Genomic DNA, 17,219 nt, shown 5'->3' on the forward strand with positions numbered 1-17,219 from the left:
ACCGAACCAGTATAGTTTGGAAGCCTATCTGTAATCCGAACGACCTTGGGATGACCGACTTTGAATCTATTTGCACTGTGCGTTCGACTCTAAAGTGGGTAGGTCTCCCTTAAAGGAGGTGATCCAGCCACACCTTCCGGTACGGCTACCTTGTTACGACTTCACCCCAGTCATCAGCCCTGCCTTCGGCGTCCTCCTCCCGAGGGTTGGAGTAACGACTTCGGGCGTGGCCAACTCCCATGGTGTGACGGGCGGTGTGTACAAGGCCCGGGAACGTATTCACCGCAGTATGCTGACCTGCGATTACTAGCGATTCCTCCTTCATGCAGGCGAGTTGCAGCCTGCAATCTGAACTGAGCCACGGTTTATGGGATTAGCTTGCTCTCGCGAGCTTGCAACCCTTTGTCCGCAGCATTGTAGTACGTGTGTAGCCCAGGACGTAAGGGGCATGCTGACTTGACGTCATCCCCACCTTCCTCCGGTTTGTCACCGGCAGTCTCTCTAGAGTGCCCAACTAAATGATGGCAACTAAAAACGAGGGTTGCGCTCGTTGCGGGACTTAACCCAACATCTCACGACACGAGCTGACGACAGCCATGCACCACCTGTGCTCCAGTTCCCGAAGGCACCCCCACCTTTCAGCAGGGTTCTGGACATGTCAAGCCCTGGTAAGGTTCTTCGCGTTGCATCGAATTAAACCACATACTCCACCGCTTGTGCGGGCCCCCGTCAATTCCTTTGAGTTTCACTCTTGCGAGCGTACTCCCCAGGCGGGACACTTAACGCGTTGGCTACGGCACTGCCCGGGTCGATACGGGCAACACCTAGTGTCCATCGTTTACGGCTAGGACTACAGGGGTATCTAATCCCTTTCGCTCCCCTAGCTTTCGTCCCTCAGTGTCAGTGCAGGTCCAGTCAGGCGCTTTCGCCACCGGTGTTCTTCCCAATATCTACGCATTTCACCGCTACACTGGGAATTCCCCTGACCCCTACCGCACTCTAGTCGCCCAGTTTCCACTGCTGGTATGCGGTTAAGCCGCACGCTTTAACAGCAGACTTGAACAACCACCTACGGACGCTTTACGCCCAATAATTCCGGATAACGCTTGCATCCTCCGTATTACCGCGGCTGCTGGCACGGAGTTAGCCGATGCTGATTCGATAGGTACCGTCAGTACTTCTTCCCTATCAAAAGCGGTTTACAACCAATAGGCCGTCCTCCCGCACGCGGTCTTGCTCCGTCAGGCTTGCGCCCATTGCGGAAAATTCCCCACTGCTGCCTCCCGTAGGAGTCTGGGCCGTGTCTCAGTCCCAGTGTGGCTGATCATCCTCTCAGACCAGCTACTGATCGTCGCCTTGGTAGGCTCTTACCCCACCAACTAGCTAATCAGACGCGAGCTCATCCTCAGGCCATAAATGTTTCACCTCTCGGCACATCGGGTATTAGCAGCCGTTTCCAGCTGTTGTCCCCGTCCTAAGGGCAGATTCTCACGCGTTACTCACCCGTCCGCCACTAGGTGCCGAAGCACCCCGTTCGACTTGCATGTGTTAAGCAGACCGCCAGCGTTCATCCTGAGCCAGGATCAAACTCTCCATGTTGTTCTCCATTTAGAGTTTTTTGGCTCCAGAACTCTCGTTCCGGTTTGAGATTATCTAAATAATCTCCTTGTGTTTCGTTAATTCAGAAAAGTCATTCCCTCGTCTCTCGACTCTTCAGGCAAAATCAATCCCTAAAAACTAGTTCAAGAACTAGTCCCTAAATATCAATTTCCCTGAAAAATCTCTGAAACCTCAGAAATAACTCCCCCAATATTTGCATTAACGGGTCACAGATGCTATTCTGGCTTCCAAACTATTATCTTTTCTAGGTTCGGGCGGCGAGACTTTAGCCTTGCTTCGCCTTCACTCCGCTTCGGCTGTCCTCCCGACCGCTTTACTAATGTAGCCCTATCTCCCTATAACTGTCAACTACTCTCTCAAAAAAACTCCCAAAACTTGAAAGCCCCAACAAATAAGGGGTTGAGGAGGCTAGTACGGGGCGATCGCCCCTGATTCCCGTCTTCATCTTCAAAAAAATCCTCAAGAAATCTAGGAGCGGATAGTTAGGCTCACATTTTTTCTATGCTCTTGCCAAGGTTTTAAGCCGAGTTCCCTGAAGAAGGGATTGGGGTGAGTGGTCATAATGCAGAAAACGGCTGGATAATCCCAGAGCTTATCTGGTTCTCCAGCCGCCTCAAGCTTTGTGCAGGCAATGTGATTACTTTAGTTTGGACTAACTGGCATCACAATAATGCTCAACAGGATGCCATAAAGAATCTGCTCAACCGTTCATAACAGTTGAACTTAAGGAATTGGATACAATCCTGCTCGCAGTTAAGCTGCTGTTGCAACCGGACTGTTCAGGGATTGTTCGGATGTCTTGCGTTTCGAGGCTCGTTTTTTGACCATCGGATAGCAGGGACGAGGAGTTGGCTTGTGCCCCTTGCCTCGTCCTGGCGATTTACCACGAGGTTTAGGCGCAGGAGCAGGGGTGCCAATCGCTGCCAAAATGCCTGCAAACGCTTGTGCGACCCGACCCGGAGTCAACGTTTCTTGCGGTGCCTGCCAGGGCAAGGGGTGGTCAGTACAGTCCTTTCGCGCTAACCACAACTGCCAACTGAGCAACGGCATCAGGCTGCTCCACTGTTCGGTTGCCGATACAGAACTGAACTGGGGATGTGTCCAATATAGCCTCTGCTTGGCAAAGCGATACCAGTGTTCAATGGCAAAGCGACGGAGGTAGTGCAACCACAGGGTTTCTAACGGAGGCATCTGCTCACCCAGCCAAACTAACCACAAAGGAGCCAAGCGTCGCGTGCTGCTCTGTGTCTCCAGCACCTCCACGCGCAACACTTCCATTGCCCGTTTGGGGGATTTGCGGAAATGGTATGCACTCCAACGACTGACCCGCACTCGTCCCCAGTTGGGATCATCGACTTCAACGGTTTCGACCGGGACACTCCAAGTGTCAGGGTCATTGAGTTTCATCTTATGTCCATGCTTGGCAGGTGCGCCTCGCCCTCGATACGCTGGGGGCGCGCCATAGACACATCGATTGGATGTAACCCGCAGCAGCAAGTCTGCCTCAATCCCTGCCGTTTGGTTGACAAAACTGGCATTGCCGTACCCTCGGTCGTAGATCGCCAACGGACGCACCGCTAACTGCCGAGTCACTTGTTTGACTTTAGTTTGGACTAATGGTGAAGAGGAAGGCAGTCAATGAGAAGCACCGACTGCCGTAAGGTCAATGAAGTACAACCAACATTGACCCCATGATTTTCAACGAACTTCAGCAATTTCGCCAAACGTTGTATGCCAGCTTGGGAAACGCCAGAGATGCCCTGTTTGATCTGATGGATGCCGTGTTAGTGAGTGCGTGCATCGTGTCGTTTGTGAGGCTATCGCAGAGTCCTGTCTTTCGTCGCCAGTGGTCGAGCACCTATGAAGCGTTGCGCGATAGCCGCCTACCCCGATCAAAGGTGCTGAAGCTGTTGGTGCAGCAGATACCGACTCAGCAGCAACCGTTGTTGGCAGGTGATGCGAGTCGGTGGAACCGTCCTGCTGCCAGGCGTTTGAAAGACCGCACCTTATCAGGCAGAACAGGACATGCCCCGATAGCCGGACAAAACTACAGTACCTTAGCCTGGATTGCTGAAGACAGGGGCAGTTGGGCATTACCATTGCGGCATGAGCGCATCACCAGCTTTGAAACACCCGCCAGTAAAGCGGCATTCCAACTCAAACAAGTGACTCGGCAGTTAGCGGTGCGTCCGTTGGCGATCTACGACCGAGGGTACGGCAATGCCAGTTTTGTCAACCAAACGGCAGGGATTGAGGCAGACTTGCTGCTGCGGGTTACATCCAATCGATGTGTCTATGGCGCGCCCCCAGCGTATCGAGGGCGAGGCGCACCTGCCAAGCATGGACATAAGATGAAACTCAATGACCCTGACACTTGGAGTGTCCCGGTCGAAACCGTTGAAGTCGATGATCCCAACTGGGGACGAGTGCGGGTCAGTCGTTGGAGTGCATACCATTTCCGCAAATCCCCCAAACGGGCAATGGAAGTGTTGCGCGTGGAGGTGCTGGAGACACAGAGCAGCACGCGACGCTTGGCTCCTTTGTGGTTAGTTTGGCTGGGTGAGCAGATGCCTCCGTTAGAAACCCTGTGGTTGCACTACCTCCGTCGCTTTGCCATTGAACACTGGTATCGCTTTGCCAAGCAGAGGCTATATTGGACACATCCCCAGTTCAGTTCTGTATCGGCAACCGAACAGTGGAGCAGCCTGATGCCGTTGCTCAGTTGGCAGTTGTGGTTAGCGCGAAAGGACTGTACTGACCACCCCTTGCCCTGGCAGGCACCGCAAGAAACGTTGACTCCGGGTCGGGTCGCACAAGCGTTTGCAGGCATTTTGGCAGCGATTGGCACCCCTGCTCCTGCGCCTAAACCTCGTGGTAAATCGCCAGGACGAGGCAAGGGGCACAAGCCAACTCCTCGTCCCTGCTATCCGATGGTCAAAAAACGAGCCTCGAAACGCAAGACATCCGAACAATCCCTGAACAGTCCGGTTGCAACAGCAGCTTAACTGCGAGCAGGATTGTATCCAATTCCTTAAGTTCAACTGTTATGAACGGTTGAGCAGATTCTTTATGGCATCCTGTTGAGCATTATTGTGATGCCAGTTAGTCCAAACTAAAGTTGTTTGAGTTGGAATGCCGCTTTACTGGCGGGTGTTTCAAAGCTGGTGATGCGCTCATGCCGCAATGGTAATGCCCAACTGCCCCTGTCTTCAGCAATCCAGGCTAAGGTACTGTAGTTTTGTCCGGCTATCGGGGCATGTCCTGTTCTGCCTGATAAGGTGCGGTCTTTCAAACGCCTGGCAGCAGGACGGTTCCACCGACTCGCATCACCTGCCAACAACGGTTGCTGCTGAGTCGGTATCTGCTGCACCAACAGCTTCAGCACCTTTGATCGGGGTAGGCGGCTATCGCGCAACGCTTCATAGGTGCTCGACCACTGGCGACGAAAGACAGGACTCTGCGATAGCCTCACAAACGACACGATGCACGCACTCACTAACACGGCATCCATCAGATCAAACAGGGCATCTCTGGCGTTTCCCAAGCTGGCATACAACGTTTGGCGAAATTGCTGAAGTTCGTTGAAAATCATGGGGTCAATGTTGGTTGTACTTCATTGACCTTACGGCAGTCGGTGCTTCTCATTGACTGCCTTCCTCTTCACCATTAGTCCAAACTAAAGTGATTAGAAGAGATTAGAGCAGGCTATTTAACCGTTGCACTTGAGTATCCATCTTCCGCTGCTTGATGTAGCGATAGGTTTCTGCAAGTTCCAGGGCGAACTGATCTTCGATGGCTTCGGCAGCCTGACGATTTGGGTAGGCGATGAAGATTGCGGCTCCTCGTTCTGACTGGAAGAGTGTGGTTGACAACTCTTGAAGAAGAGGCTCGTCGAAGGCTAAGCAGCCAATCCCCATTGATTCGGCCTCTAAGACTCTCATTTTGGCTTTGTGTCGAATAAATGCTCGAACTGGGTACGAATCGCTAGCAAGTTCCATAGGGCGTGAGGAGGGTCTGTGAAAATGGCTGTCGCGTTAGGATGCAGATGCTTCAGCTTGAGAGCTAGATTTTCTATCGCCTCAGAATGAGTAGAGAATTCGCGCGAAGAAAGAGCACTCTAAAGTGCTGCAATACCTTGATCAATAGCTTAAGAGAAGCTTAAGAAGTGACTAGGATAACAGCTAGATTGCCCCGTGTGTAGATGGCGATCGCATTCAGACATAAAAATTAATAGTCATGTCTTGTATTAGTCTTTACAAAAAATTTGCTCTTATGTCGCTCCTCTCTCATGTCTGGCTCTGTTTTTAGAGCAAGGTCAAGCCTCAACCCCAGCTTTACCAATCCTTATCTACAGCCTTAAGTTCTCCGCTTGAGGTGTGGCCAATTATTCACCAGCCACAACATGTAGTTTGATCGTATGGCCGCAAAAAACTGGTAGGTCACGAAGACCTACCAGCGAGTTCAAGCTTCAGGAGTGACCCTAGAGCAGGTGGCTAGCTCACATGCTCTGGGGAAATGGTACGAACCAATCGTCGCTTAGACCTCTTTGTAGACTTGCAGCAGCGTGCCAGAGATGTAGCCGTAGCCCAAGATGAACTGGCTGCATTCGTGTTCGGCAGGGCCAATTTCGGCTGTGGCGGAAACCACATACAAACCGGGGGTGAGTCCTGCTTTTTTGGGCACTTCAGACAGCTTCACTTCGTACTCATAGACATCCTTCTGGGTTGTAATTTCCGCTAGGAGGTCAATTTCCGTAGCCTTCCGGCCTTGGCCTTCAAAGTGGAAGTTCATCGAGATTTGGGTGCCCAGGCACATCAGCAGCGATGATAGGGGGGTTCGGTTGAATACGATTTTCACGCTTGAAACGAACTCTTCATCAGCCGCGATGATGTACGGAGACTGTCCAGGAGCGACGTAGGTGGGGGGCACAGGCAGATCGGCCGTCCCTTCTACACGCAGCTCAGACAGTTCAAACATCACTGGGCCCAGAATGCTACGGGAGTAGGTTTCTGTTTCTGCGTATTGGGGAGGTTGGGCCCCGACCGGAGGCGCAACAGCCGCAGCAGCTTCAGCACGCATTGCTTTGGAGGGAGAACAAACAGTAGCCATAATTAAAGTTCCTCAACAGGTTGATAGTGTGTGGTTGAAAGCCTTGGCAGATAAACGTTCTGACGTTTTTCCTTGGCTTACTCAACTGAAACCAATATGGCACTGACGGTTGGGCGATACAGTCCCCTGGCAAGGTACTTTTTTGGGTGTGCAGTTTGGAGTGCAGTTTCAGGCGTGTAATTTTGAACGAGATTTCGTAAGCTTTCGAGAGGTTTCGAGGGGGCTACTGTTTTCAATCCAGCCGAAATCGGCTAATTATTAACGAGTGTTGATCTGCGTTGACGAAAGTCAACGAGCGTGGATTAGCTTGCAGTCTGTTCCAGATTGAACTGTGATTAGCTTTAAAACTTCTAACTCTGTGGCGGCGATCGCCAGCTTTTTTCTCTCTCTGCCTGTCGCTGGTTTGGTCAACCCTCCTCTGGCCATCGCCCAGATTGAAAATTCTGGCACTACGGCCCGACAACTGACTCCTCAGCAGCGACTAGAGCAAAGTCGGCGGGTAAATGAACTCGTACGGCAGGGGCGCGACCTGATGCGATCGCGCAATTTTAGCGAGGCGATCGCCATCTACGAGCAGGCCGCAGCACTAGAACCAAACAACGCCCGCATCCACTCTGCGATTGGCTTCGCTCATGCCCAGGAGCGTAACTATGCGGCAGCCGTGTCGGCCTATCGTCGGGCGATCGAGCTAGATGGCAACAACGCCAACTTTCACTACGCGCTTGGCTTTTGTCTGGCCAACCTGGGGGACAACGCAGGGGCCGCTGAATCCTATCGTCGAGCCGTCGCGCTGGATTCTAATAACCTAGACGCGAATTTGGGTCTGGGCGTGGTTTTAACTCGCCTGCAAGACTATGACGGAGCGCTAGCCGCCTATCGACGAGCCGCGACGCTGCGCGGCGCAAACAGTGCCCGCATTTATGAATCGATGGGTGAGGTACTGCTGCTGGCTGCCCGCTATCGAGATGCCGCAGAGATGCTGCAACAAGCCGCCGATTTGGCTCCTAGGCGGGCTGAGGTACAGGCCAATTTGGGAGTGGCACTGGTCAACTCAGGACGGGTGCAGGATGGGCTGAATGCACTGCGTCGAGCCGCCGAGCTAGAACCTCGAAATGCTGATATTTATCTGCAAATCGGGGACTTGTATCGCGCCCAAGGCAATATGCAAGAGGCGATCGCCTTTTATCAACGGGCAACTTTTGCCGAGCCGAATTCAGTCGATGCCCATTCGACCTTGGGCAACTTGCTGTTGGAACAGGGGAATTATCTCCAGGCAATCATTACATTTCGGCGGCTAACAGAACTGGAGCCAGAAAGTGGAGATGCGTTTTATAGGCTTGGCGTGGCGCTAAAGGAGCGCGATCGCCGGAACGAGGCCCTTGCCGCCTTTCGCAGTGCCCTCCAGCTTTACGAGCAGCAGGGCAACGCAGAGGGCGCGGCACAAGCCGAATCTATGATCAAAAAGCTGGATTGACGCGGCGCAACGTTCTTAGTGTAAAACTTAGTCGAGTTGTCAAGCCAGACTACCTTCTCATTGCCCTGGTCACACAACAAATTAAACCTTTAATCAGAAAGGGTGGGACGCAGTGCGCCTCACCCTTTTTAACTCGTTAAGCTTAACTCGCTAAGCTCTGAATTTATCCAAGACGATGGACTGAACACCTTTGATAAATACCCAGTTTTGCCTCAAGACACCGCGCCCGATAGCACGGTCTGATCAAACGCTTCCCGATTCGGAAATACTTCAAACACCTGATCCATACTGGTCAGCTCAAACAAAATCTTAACTTGTTCGCCAATCGAGCAGAAAGACAGCCGCTTACCAGCAGCCCGCACCTTTTTGTGGGCGCTTGCCAAAGCACCCAGCCCAGAACTATCCATAAACGTCACTTTCTCTAAGTCCACCAAAATGACGGAAGCGCCGGTTTCCAGAGCCTCACCAATTTGCTGATGGAAGGCATCTACCTGGGTGCCATCTAGAATGCCAGAAAGCTCAATAACTTTAATCATGTTTCCAGTTTGACAAGGGTTTAAGGATTGAGGCGTGCGGCTGCCAGGATGTTAACCAAAATGCACATAGCCTCTGCACGTTCTATGAAGATGCAGAGCCAGGGCATTAAATTTTGGTGAACCCACGCTGCAACCCCAGCATATGCAATGGGTGAGCGCGCAGACCCATACGGAGAATACGGATCTATGGCTACGCGGCTTATTAAGCACTCCTCTAAACTGGCATAGCTGTGAACGAATTGCCACTAAGTTAGATACAGTCCCCTACGTGTTGCTACCAAAATGATTTTTTAGTGACGGTCAAATGCTTGATGGACAAGGCGATCGCTAAAATTAAAGAGTTGGTGAATAGACCTTCAAATTTATGATGTTCAAGGATGTGGTGTGGACGATTGACGCAGGTTGGAAGCGGTGGCTCAGGGCGATCGCCCTGCTTTTTTTGGTCGGCTTATTAACCGGGTGCAGCGCAACGGCTGCCTCTGGCCCAGAGTCTTCCAGCGTACACACCACCACCCGTCAGGACTCCTCTCATCTCCCATCATCCCCCTCTCGCTCCTTTGGAACATCCACACCGCTCCCGGCAGAAGTCGCAGCCCGCATCAAGACCACGCTAGCGGAGAAAACGGGTCTTTCAACAGCGCAAATGACGCTGAGCAACGTCAGCCCCCAAACCTGGAATAATGCTTGCCTGGGTGCCGCAGAACCTGACGAGGTTTGTGCTGAGGTCATGACTCCTGGCTATAGGGTCACAGTTTCCACACCTCAAGGGAAATATCACGTCCACACCGATCAATCTGGCAGCAGGGTGCGGGTTGAATGAATCTGACCTGGGAGATATGCAGAGCAGAGATATACATAGCAAGGTGCATGAGCAGCAAGGTGCATGAGCCAAACGCAGCCCATGCACCTTGTTATAGATTTATTTGCTATAGATTTATTTTGCTGGAGCCTCTTTAGGGCGTGATAGGCTGCCCGCCGTTAGACGGTGCAACAGGAACCACGTCGGGAACGGGAACGGCCGTCGTCCTCGGAGGCACAGCACTCGGATAGGCAATGTCGGGAATGTCAATGACTGGACGATCCAGCGCGATCATCAGTTGAGAATCGGACTGGGAAATCACGTTGACATGCGGGGAAAGATAGCTCGGAGCCACCACCGTCGTCACTGCGCCTGCAAACAGCGCTGCTGCCGCCGCCATGCCGCCCCAGGCCACAGTACGCTTTGGCTTACGCTCCAGCCGCTTCATCACCTGGCTGACCGTCTGTTCGACGGGGCGCTCGGCAGGAACAGGGAGGGTGCGTAGCCCATGCAACCCTTGACGCAGCTTGAGGAGGCGAGCATAAAGCTGTTGTGCAGAAGCGTCGCTGGCAAGCCATGCCTCAATCTGGCGGCGATCGCTCGCAGAGACTTCGCCATCTAGATAGGCGCTCAATAACTCAAAGCGATCGCGCTTCAAATGGTCAATCGGCTCTACAGGTGAACGATGCGCCCATTCTGGGGGCAGACCGCTCCCAGAGGCAGGGCGAGAGGCACGCTGCCGGGGAGTTTTACCGTCGTTAATATCAGGCATCATGGTCAAATCAATCAAGGACTCAGAATCGAGAGCAAACCGCTAAACCGATGAGTCAATGCACAGGGCTAGTGTGCAAAGGTTATGCACAATCGCGAGAGGATAGAGTTCCAACATTGAGTTCAGACCTTACTCAGATCATAAGGGGAATCATAAGGGAAATATAGTAAAACCAGCCTCAGCCTCTAGTTGCACACACTACATGCCGAACCAGAACTTCGACGCGATCGCCCATTGTTTCCCTCAATCCTCCACAACACGGGTGGAGAGATATCCCTCAGCTGTCCAGATAGGTCTGGAGCTGATACTGAAGCCGCTGACGCGCTCTGGCAATTCTAGACTTCACCGTGCCCAGAGACACACCCGTAATTTCAGCGATTTCTTCGTAGGCCATGCCTTCAATTTCCCTCAGCACGATTGTGGTGCGGAAGACTTCTGGCAAATCGGCGATCGCTGCCCGCAATTGGTCATAGAACTCGCGTGTAACCAAATCTTCGGAGGGCCCTGGCCCGTCCGACGCAAGCTCCCAATCCATCTCGCCATCGTCTAGCGTGCGCGGTGCGTCTAGCGAGAGAGGGCTATCGACCCGCTTCCGCTTCCGCAGTTCGTCATAAAACAGGTTGGTGGCAATTCGGCTGAGCCAGCCCCGAAACTTTTCTGGCTCTTGCAACCGACTAACGTTGCGATAGACCCGAATCCACACCTCCTGCGCCAAATCGGCCCGGTCTGACCAGTCGGGCGCAAGGTGATACAACACCTTGTCCACATGAGACTGATAGCGCCGAATTAATTCCGCAAACGCCGTCTTGCTTGGCCGTAGCCCTGCCTGACATTGCAGAATCAAATCGTAGTTCGACAGAGACTCTGCCGGAACCTTGGCCTGGGGCGCAGATGCCCCAACGGCAGACCAGGACGCAGACATAGACTCGCTCATGGGCAACGCTTGGCTTTGGGAGATGACACTTCTAGATGACGCTTGCATATCGGTGATGTTCCTACCGGAGTTGCAAAAGTTGCTTTGGCTTGGGTCAGGAGTGCAGGGTTCCACAGGCAAAGCGGTGTAAAGGGCAGCGATCGCACTGGCTTCAAAGTCCTTGTATAGCAACGACTGTCGCCTTCGCAGCCTAAATCTACCGCGATCGCCCCTGGCACAATTGGCCAGATGGACGGATTTTCAATCTGCACAACCCTGGGGCCCAATTCGCATTTCTTTTTCATCCGCACCGCTGTTTGTCAAAACCGGATCATTTTAGAGATAACGGCTTCTCTCCATTCCGCCAAACAACATCCCCCTGGAAATCGCCCCACGCCCGATAAATCGGTGAATTGGCAATCCAAAATCCAAAATTCAAAATCACCCCCAGTCCCTTCATTTCAAAGGCCCAGCTTCAGGGTTGGAGATTTTTCCTTGGGCATCGGCAACCATAGGACAGCGCCCCCCGCTGTCCCAAGGTTTAGGCGACATTCACTTCTCAGCAAAGATACCAACCATGCAGTATCAATTGCTGCGAGACAGCATGATAGAAACTTTCAGAGGGAATTTTCTATGTGTCGCCCATCTGACTCTTTTTAATAGCGCTAATAGCTCTAATAGCGTTAATAGCGGGGAATGGTGGGGTCAACGGCAATCGCATAGGCTTCGATTCCACCCGTTAGATTTTTGACATTCTGAAAGCCCTGCGACAGCAGCCAGCCGCACATCTGCGCCGACCGCATCCCGTGGTGACACATAACGATGGTTTCTGCCTCCGGATCTAAGCGGCTGTGGATATCGGTTGACCATTCGCCATACTGACTCAGCGGCAGGTTGATGAAGCCGTCTACCTGGGCGATCGCCAGTTCCTCCGGTTCGCGCACGTCCACCAGTTGCAGCCGCGCTCCCTGCGCCAGCCGTTCGGCAAGTTCCGTTGGGTGGATATGAGGCAGTTGAGACATCGAGTGCATCGTAGGATAAAGCAGTTTTGCAAAGGGGAATGACTGCATGATCCCACAAACACCGACCGACTCGCCGCTAGACAACCTGCACATTCGCCCTGCCACTGAGGCCGACGTACCTGGCATCTTGACAATCTATAACGACGCGATCCTGCACACGACTGCGGTTTACGACTACGAGCCACATACGCTGGAAATGCGTCAGTCCTGGTTTGCCGCCCGCCAAACAGAGGGCTATCCCATTCTCGTTGCCGTTAATGCCGCAGCCGCATCAGCCGCAACCGATGATGCCGCAACCGATGATGCCGCAACCGATGATGCCGAGATTCTGGGCTACGCTGCCCTCGGTCCCTTCCGCGCCTGGGCCGCCTATCGCTACACCGCCGAAAGCTCAGTCTACGTCGCAGCCCCTGCCCGCGGTCTCGGCATTGGTCAGCGCCTCCTTGCGCCCCTCATCGAAGCGGCCAAAGCTCGCAGTCTGCACACCCTAATTGCGGGAATTGATGCCGACAACGCCGCCAGCCTGCGCCTGCACCAGCGCTTTGGCTATGCAGAAGTCGGGCATCTGCGACAGGTGGGCTACAAGTTCGATCGCTGGCTAGATTTGAAGTTTTTGCAGTTGTTGCTATGACTGGCGCTTCAACCCGGCATCACTTCAGCACAGTATCACTGCAACCCGGTGTCACTTACCCGGCATCACTTCAGCACGGCATCACTCTACCGCGCCCAGCATCCGCAGGGTGGCCCGCTGTGCGTCGGTGAGTCCTGTGACTTGGGCGATCGCCATTCCTTCGTAGGGTCGCGGCACGCGCAGCACCCAGGAAGCTTCGGGTTGCCGCAGGTGCGAGGCTGGCGGACAAGCGCTTAAGGACGTGCCTTCCCCGCAACACCCCTGATCCTCAAATCCCAACTCCCAGAGGCGGATTGTTTCATCCTGCCCGCAGCTTGCCAGGGTGTTGCCATCGGGGCTGTAGGCCAGGAAGCGCACCCAGCGGTGGTGTCCGTGGAGCGTGTGCAGGCAGGTGGCAGCACCAGAATCCCAGAGCTTGAGGGTGGTGTCGGTGCTGCAACTGGCGAAGTGGTTGCCGCTGGGGTGAAAGGCGATCGCCAGCACGGGCCCCCGGTGCGCCTTGAGGGTGGCAACACAGACTCCATCCTGCACACGCCAGAGCTTGATCACGCCGTCGGCGCTGCCGCTCGCCAGGAGTTGTCCATCGGGGCTGAGGGCGATCGCCCGAATCCAGCTCGTGTGCCCCGTTAGCGTTTGCAAACAGCTTCCATTCTCTACATGCCACAGGCGCAGGGTCTGATCCTGGCTGCCGCTGGCCAGCAGGCGACCGTCGACACTCAGCGCCAGACACCATACGCCGCCCTCGTGGACAGCCAGCGTGCGACGACACAACCCTATTGGGGCATCCCAGAGCTTGATTGTGCCGTCAAGACTGCCGCTAAGCAGCGTTTCCCCAGTGGGGCTGTACAGCACCGAAATCACTGCGTCGCGGTGTCCCTCCAGGGTTTGCAGCAGGCGTTGCGTCTGAACATTCCACACCTTGATGCTGTGGTCTTCGCTGCCGCTGGCTAGGAGGGGCTGCTTTGGGTGAAACGCCACCGACCAAATCCAGCGCGTGTGGCCCTGCAAGCTGCCGAGGAGTTGTCCCGACTGCCGATCCCACAACCGCAGGGTGCGATCTTGGCTGCCGCTGGCAAGAATGCGCCCATCAGGAGAAAACGCCACCGACCACACGCCGTTGCTGTAGCCCTGGAGCGTCCGCAAACACAGACCCCGCCCGTCCCACAGGCGCACAGACTGGTCTTCGCTGCCGCTGGCGAGAATGCCGCTGTCTGGACTGAAGGCGATCGCCGCAATCCAGCTTCGATGCCCAGTCAGCACACGCCGACAATCGCCCTGACGATAGTCCCATAGGCGCAGACTGCCGTCATCGCTGCCGCTGGCGAGGGTGCGCCCATCGGGGCTAAAGGCGATCGCCCGCACGGGTTGCCGAGAGCCTTGCAGGGGGGGGTGCGTGGTCGGGATTACAGCCCTCGAAGATCCGGCCGATTCCACCGTCCACAAGCACACCGTGCCGTCGTCATTGCCGCTGGCAAGGGTGTGGCCGTCGGGTGAAAACGCCACTGACCAGACCCAGGGTAGCGCCCCTGTTGCAGGGGGATCTGGATGCTTCAGGGTGGCAAGGCACGCACCGCTGCTGACATTCCACAGGCGCACCGTTCCGTCGTAGCTGGCGCTGGCCAGCAGAAAGGCAGAAGATTTGGATACACACTTCGCGGTCGGCCCCTGCCGCAGCGGGGCAGGCGAAAAGGCAACGGAGCGAACTTCATGGGTATGGCCCGCCAGAGAATGCAGCAGGGTTCCCGATCGCACATTCCAGACGCGCACCCAGTGGTCTTCGCTGCCCGTCGCCAGGTATTGTCCATCCGGCGAAAACGCCACCGAAAAGACGCGATCGCTATATCCGGGCAGCGTTTTCAGGCAGGCCCCGGTTTGCAAATCCCACAGGTGAACGCTGCGGTTGGCGCTGCTAGCGAGGGTGCGTCCGTCCGGCGAAAACGCCACCGACCAGACCCAGCCTTCATCAACCCGCAAGCTGAGCAGTTGTTTCCCATCTGACACTTGCCAGAGGTGGATTTCGTGGTTTATATCGCCCGTGGCCAGCAGCTTGCCATCGGGACTGAAGGCGATCGCCAAAATTTGGCTAAAGGTTTCGGTAAAGCCCGATCGCACCAGATTCGCCCCGGTGAAATTCACCCGATGCAGATTCACACCGCGCAGATACGCATTCCACACGGCGAGTTCCGAAAAGTCCCAACCCGTCAGGTCTGTACCCAGTTGCACTAACAGGTTCAGCAGGGTTCCTGCCGTATAGCCAGACCGAGCTTGAGACGTGCAGCGGAGGTGCTGGAGGTGCGATCGCACTCGTTCTTCTAGCTGGGTCTGGGTCTGGTTTTCCAGCAGGCGCTTTGCCAGGGGCGCAAGGATCATGCGAGTCTGCGTTTCGCGGATGTAATCCTTTGCCTGGGGCTGGAGGACTGCGTGGGTATGCAGCAGGTTGCTTGAAATCACAGAAGGGCCACTCGCACATTCAGCTTGAGCAGCACCAACGTGACCAATCTCCTGCTGAAGCCGTTCAATAAGTTGTTCCGTCACATACTCCATCACGGCAGGCTGGAGCGTGAACCTTGCCTGCGATTTTTCAGTGAGACGGGGTGCGGTTTTCTCAATCAAACAGCGCCGCTCCAGGGAACAAATCGCCTCCAGCAGCGCCCCCAGCGCCACAGGCGGCACCAGCCACGATCGCAGGTTGGAGAGGGTTACAGGCTTGCGGGCGATTGCCAGCCAGTCCATCACCTGTTGCTCCAGCAGCGAGAGGCGGTTTACCTGCTGCGCCAATAGATCGCGGATATCGCCAAAGACCGAGGTTCCTGTTTCCAGACAGTCCAGAAAGTCTGTAAGTTGCCCGTCGAAGAGATCCTGAATCACCGAGGCAACCATTTGCAGCGCCAGAGGATTGCCCGCATAGTGGCTTACCAGCGTTTGCCATTCGGCATCCGTGCCGCTAAATTCGCCCTTCAGCGCAAAGAGTTCCTGCCCAATGTTTGGCGGCAAGCCCGACAGCCGCAGCGAGCGAATCGGGAGATGCGACCCTTCACGCACCGCTAGGTTTCCCGGCTTTTCGCGGCTGGTGAGGAGGACGGTACTCTGGTGTTCTGCTTCGCCCAGGGCTTGCAGGAGTTGACCATAGCCCTCGTAGCCAGGTAAGTAGCCGCCGCCGCGATCGCCCTGGCGCATCACCGTTTCGCCGTTATCCAGAACGATCAGACAGCGGTGCTGCCGCAAATAGTCCAGCAGGCGACGGATGCGCCCATCCAGCGAGTCGGGCAGGTCGGCATCCCGGCGATGGGAGAGAACCTGAATGAGATCTGCCAGCAGTTCCAGGACAGGCGGCGCATTGCGGAGCGATCGCCAGAGGGTGAACTGAAACGGTGCATCGCATCTGCCCGGTTCAGCGGTTTGCCGCTCCGATAGCCGTTTTGCCAGCTTGACGGACAGCGTGGTTTTGCCGATGCCCCCCATGCCCAAAATCAGGATCAGCCGACAGCGATCGCCCAAAATCCAGTCTGCGACCTGCTGCAACTCGGCATCGCGACCATAAAAGGCAGGCAGATCGACCGCATCGCCCCAGTCGGCCACGGGCGCAGGGAGGGAAGCAGCCGCGGGAACGGGAGGGGCGATCGCCACGCGGGTTTCGGGCAAGGTGGCGACCGGAGCAGACAACAGCAGAGCAGAATTTCTCAGCAGCGTCTCTCGATTTGCGCTGGGTTCGGCACGCTGCTCCAGCACAGCCGGCGGCTCTGAAATTATGGGTTCTAAAGCAACGGGTTCTAATCGCTCTGGGTCTGAACCCGTGGCTTTGACCCGTGGAGCCTGCCGCTTCAGCACGACCTGCAAATTGTGCTTGGTGACCTTTTCCTGGAACGTATCCGACAGCAGTTGCCAGAGTTGGGAACCCGTCTGTTTCACATAGCCCAACTCATAGCCATAGCGACGAGCAATTTCTAGATAAGATTGCTCCTCCCATGCCTGACAAAATACCGCACGTTGCAGCTTGCTGAGGCGATTGTCCCGCAGGGCGAACTCAACTATGGCTAGGGCTTCTTCGGAGTTCATAACTGTTTACAAAAAAGACTCAAACAGGACTTACCTTGCGATAAGTTTTCTGGGTTTTGGACGCTTGCTTGCGGGCTGCGCGCGAGAGAAAGCGTCCAACTGCGTAAGTCCTATCGAAATTGCCCGCTATCAGGGCGATCGCGCTCATTGCTCCCCATTGCGGCTCCCCACTGCGGCTCCCCACTGCGTATCAGCGATGCTAACGGTTTGGGCGATCGCCCTTTGTAGCCCAAGGCACATTCTGTTTGACTCAGATCGAACCTTTTGCGAACCTTTCCCACACCTTT

13 protein-coding genes and 1 rRNA gene are annotated in these 17,219 nt (G+C 55.0%); 4 read left to right on the forward strand and 10 right to left on the reverse strand.

Annotated elements, in window-relative coordinates; genetic code table 11:
* Positions 1-111: 111 nt before the first annotated feature.
* Both HPC62_RS09085 and HPC62_RS23410 read right to left on the reverse strand, forming a co-directional pair.
* A 16S ribosomal RNA gene (locus HPC62_RS09085) occupies positions 112-1,599 on the reverse strand.
* Positions 1,600-2,373: 774 nt separating this feature from the next.
* Positions 2,374-3,213 carry a transposase gene (locus HPC62_RS23410; protein WP_172355009.1) on the reverse strand — a complete coding sequence of 280 codons (840 nt, stop codon included), beginning with the start codon at positions 3,211-3,213 and terminating at the stop codon, positions 2,374-2,376.
* Positions 3,214-3,311: 98 nt separating this feature from the next.
* Between HPC62_RS23410 and HPC62_RS09095 the strand changes: the two genes are divergently transcribed.
* Positions 3,312-4,625 carry an NF041680 family putative transposase gene (locus tag HPC62_RS09095; RefSeq protein ID WP_172353244.1) on the forward strand — a complete coding sequence of 438 codons (1,314 nt, stop codon included), beginning with the start codon at positions 3,312-3,314 and terminating at the stop codon, positions 4,623-4,625.
* A 107-nt stretch (positions 4,626-4,732) separates the two neighbouring features.
* Here HPC62_RS09095 and HPC62_RS09100 read toward each other — a convergent pair whose 3' ends face one another.
* The 3 genes from HPC62_RS09100 to HPC62_RS09110 all read right to left on the reverse strand — a co-directional run bounded on the left by HPC62_RS09100 (position 4,733) and on the right by HPC62_RS09110 (position 6,699).
* On the reverse strand, positions 4,733-5,212 hold the full coding sequence (locus tag HPC62_RS09100) for a hypothetical protein (protein ID WP_172355011.1): 480 nt from the start codon (positions 5,210-5,212) through the stop codon (positions 4,733-4,735).
* Positions 5,213-5,315: 103 nt separating this feature from the next.
* Positions 5,316-5,618, reverse strand: a complete 303-nt coding sequence (locus HPC62_RS09105) for a hypothetical protein (protein WP_172355014.1) — start codon at positions 5,616-5,618, stop codon at positions 5,316-5,318.
* 538 nt (positions 5,619-6,156) lie between these two features.
* A complete protein-coding gene (locus tag HPC62_RS09110) occupies positions 6,157-6,699 on the reverse strand; it encodes a hypothetical protein (protein WP_172355017.1) in 543 nt (180 codons plus the stop codon).
* Between the two features lie 361 nt (positions 6,700-7,060).
* Here HPC62_RS09110 and HPC62_RS09115 point away from each other — a divergent pair, with 361 nt between their 5' ends.
* Entirely contained in the window at positions 7,061-8,203 is a 1,143-nt protein-coding gene (locus HPC62_RS09115) for a tetratricopeptide repeat protein (RefSeq protein ID WP_172355019.1), read from the forward strand.
* A gap of 212 nt (positions 8,204-8,415) precedes the next feature.
* On the opposite strand, the gene HPC62_RS09120 is transcribed toward HPC62_RS09115, so the two are convergent.
* On the reverse strand, positions 8,416-8,739 hold the full coding sequence (locus HPC62_RS09120) for an STAS domain-containing protein (protein ID WP_172355021.1): 324 nt from the start codon (positions 8,737-8,739) through the stop codon (positions 8,416-8,418).
* 364 nt (positions 8,740-9,103) lie between these two features.
* Between HPC62_RS09120 and HPC62_RS09125 the strand changes: the two genes are divergently transcribed.
* Complete coding sequence (locus tag HPC62_RS09125) at positions 9,104-9,559, forward strand: hypothetical protein (RefSeq protein WP_172355023.1); 456 nt, start codon at positions 9,104-9,106, stop codon at positions 9,557-9,559.
* 133 nt (positions 9,560-9,692) lie between these two features.
* Here HPC62_RS09125 and HPC62_RS09130 read toward each other — a convergent pair whose 3' ends face one another.
* The 3 genes from HPC62_RS09130 to HPC62_RS09140 all read right to left on the reverse strand — a co-directional run bounded on the left by HPC62_RS09130 (position 9,693) and on the right by HPC62_RS09140 (position 12,245).
* Positions 9,693-10,313 carry an anti-sigma factor family protein gene (locus HPC62_RS09130; protein ID WP_225906669.1) on the reverse strand — a complete coding sequence of 207 codons (621 nt, stop codon included), beginning with the start codon at positions 10,311-10,313 and terminating at the stop codon, positions 9,693-9,695.
* Positions 10,314-10,587: 274 nt separating this feature from the next.
* Positions 10,588-11,244, reverse strand: a complete 657-nt coding sequence (locus HPC62_RS09135) for a sigma-70 family RNA polymerase sigma factor (protein WP_172355025.1) — start codon at positions 11,242-11,244, stop codon at positions 10,588-10,590.
* A gap of 662 nt (positions 11,245-11,906) precedes the next feature.
* On the reverse strand, positions 11,907-12,245 hold the full coding sequence (locus tag HPC62_RS09140; protein ID WP_225906670.1) for a rhodanese-like domain-containing protein: 339 nt from the start codon (positions 12,243-12,245) through the stop codon (positions 11,907-11,909).
* Between the two features lie 46 nt (positions 12,246-12,291).
* Here HPC62_RS09140 and HPC62_RS09145 point away from each other — a divergent pair, with 46 nt between their 5' ends.
* Complete coding sequence (locus HPC62_RS09145; RefSeq protein ID WP_172355029.1) at positions 12,292-12,876, forward strand: GNAT family N-acetyltransferase; 585 nt, start codon at positions 12,292-12,294, stop codon at positions 12,874-12,876.
* A gap of 81 nt (positions 12,877-12,957) precedes the next feature.
* Here the strand turns inward: HPC62_RS09145 and HPC62_RS09150 are convergent, their stop codons facing one another.
* The gene (locus tag HPC62_RS09150) at positions 12,958-16,932 is read right to left on the reverse strand and encodes a WD40 domain-containing protein (protein WP_172355031.1); all 3,975 of its coding nucleotides are present in this window, start codon (positions 16,930-16,932) and stop codon (positions 12,958-12,960) included.
* Positions 16,933-17,219: the final 287 nt, after the last annotated feature.

This window comes from Thermoleptolyngbya sichuanensis A183 (assembly GCF_013177315.1).
GTDB classification, from domain to species: domain Bacteria; phylum Cyanobacteriota; class Cyanobacteriia; order Elainellales; family Elainellaceae; genus Thermoleptolyngbya; species Thermoleptolyngbya sichuanensis.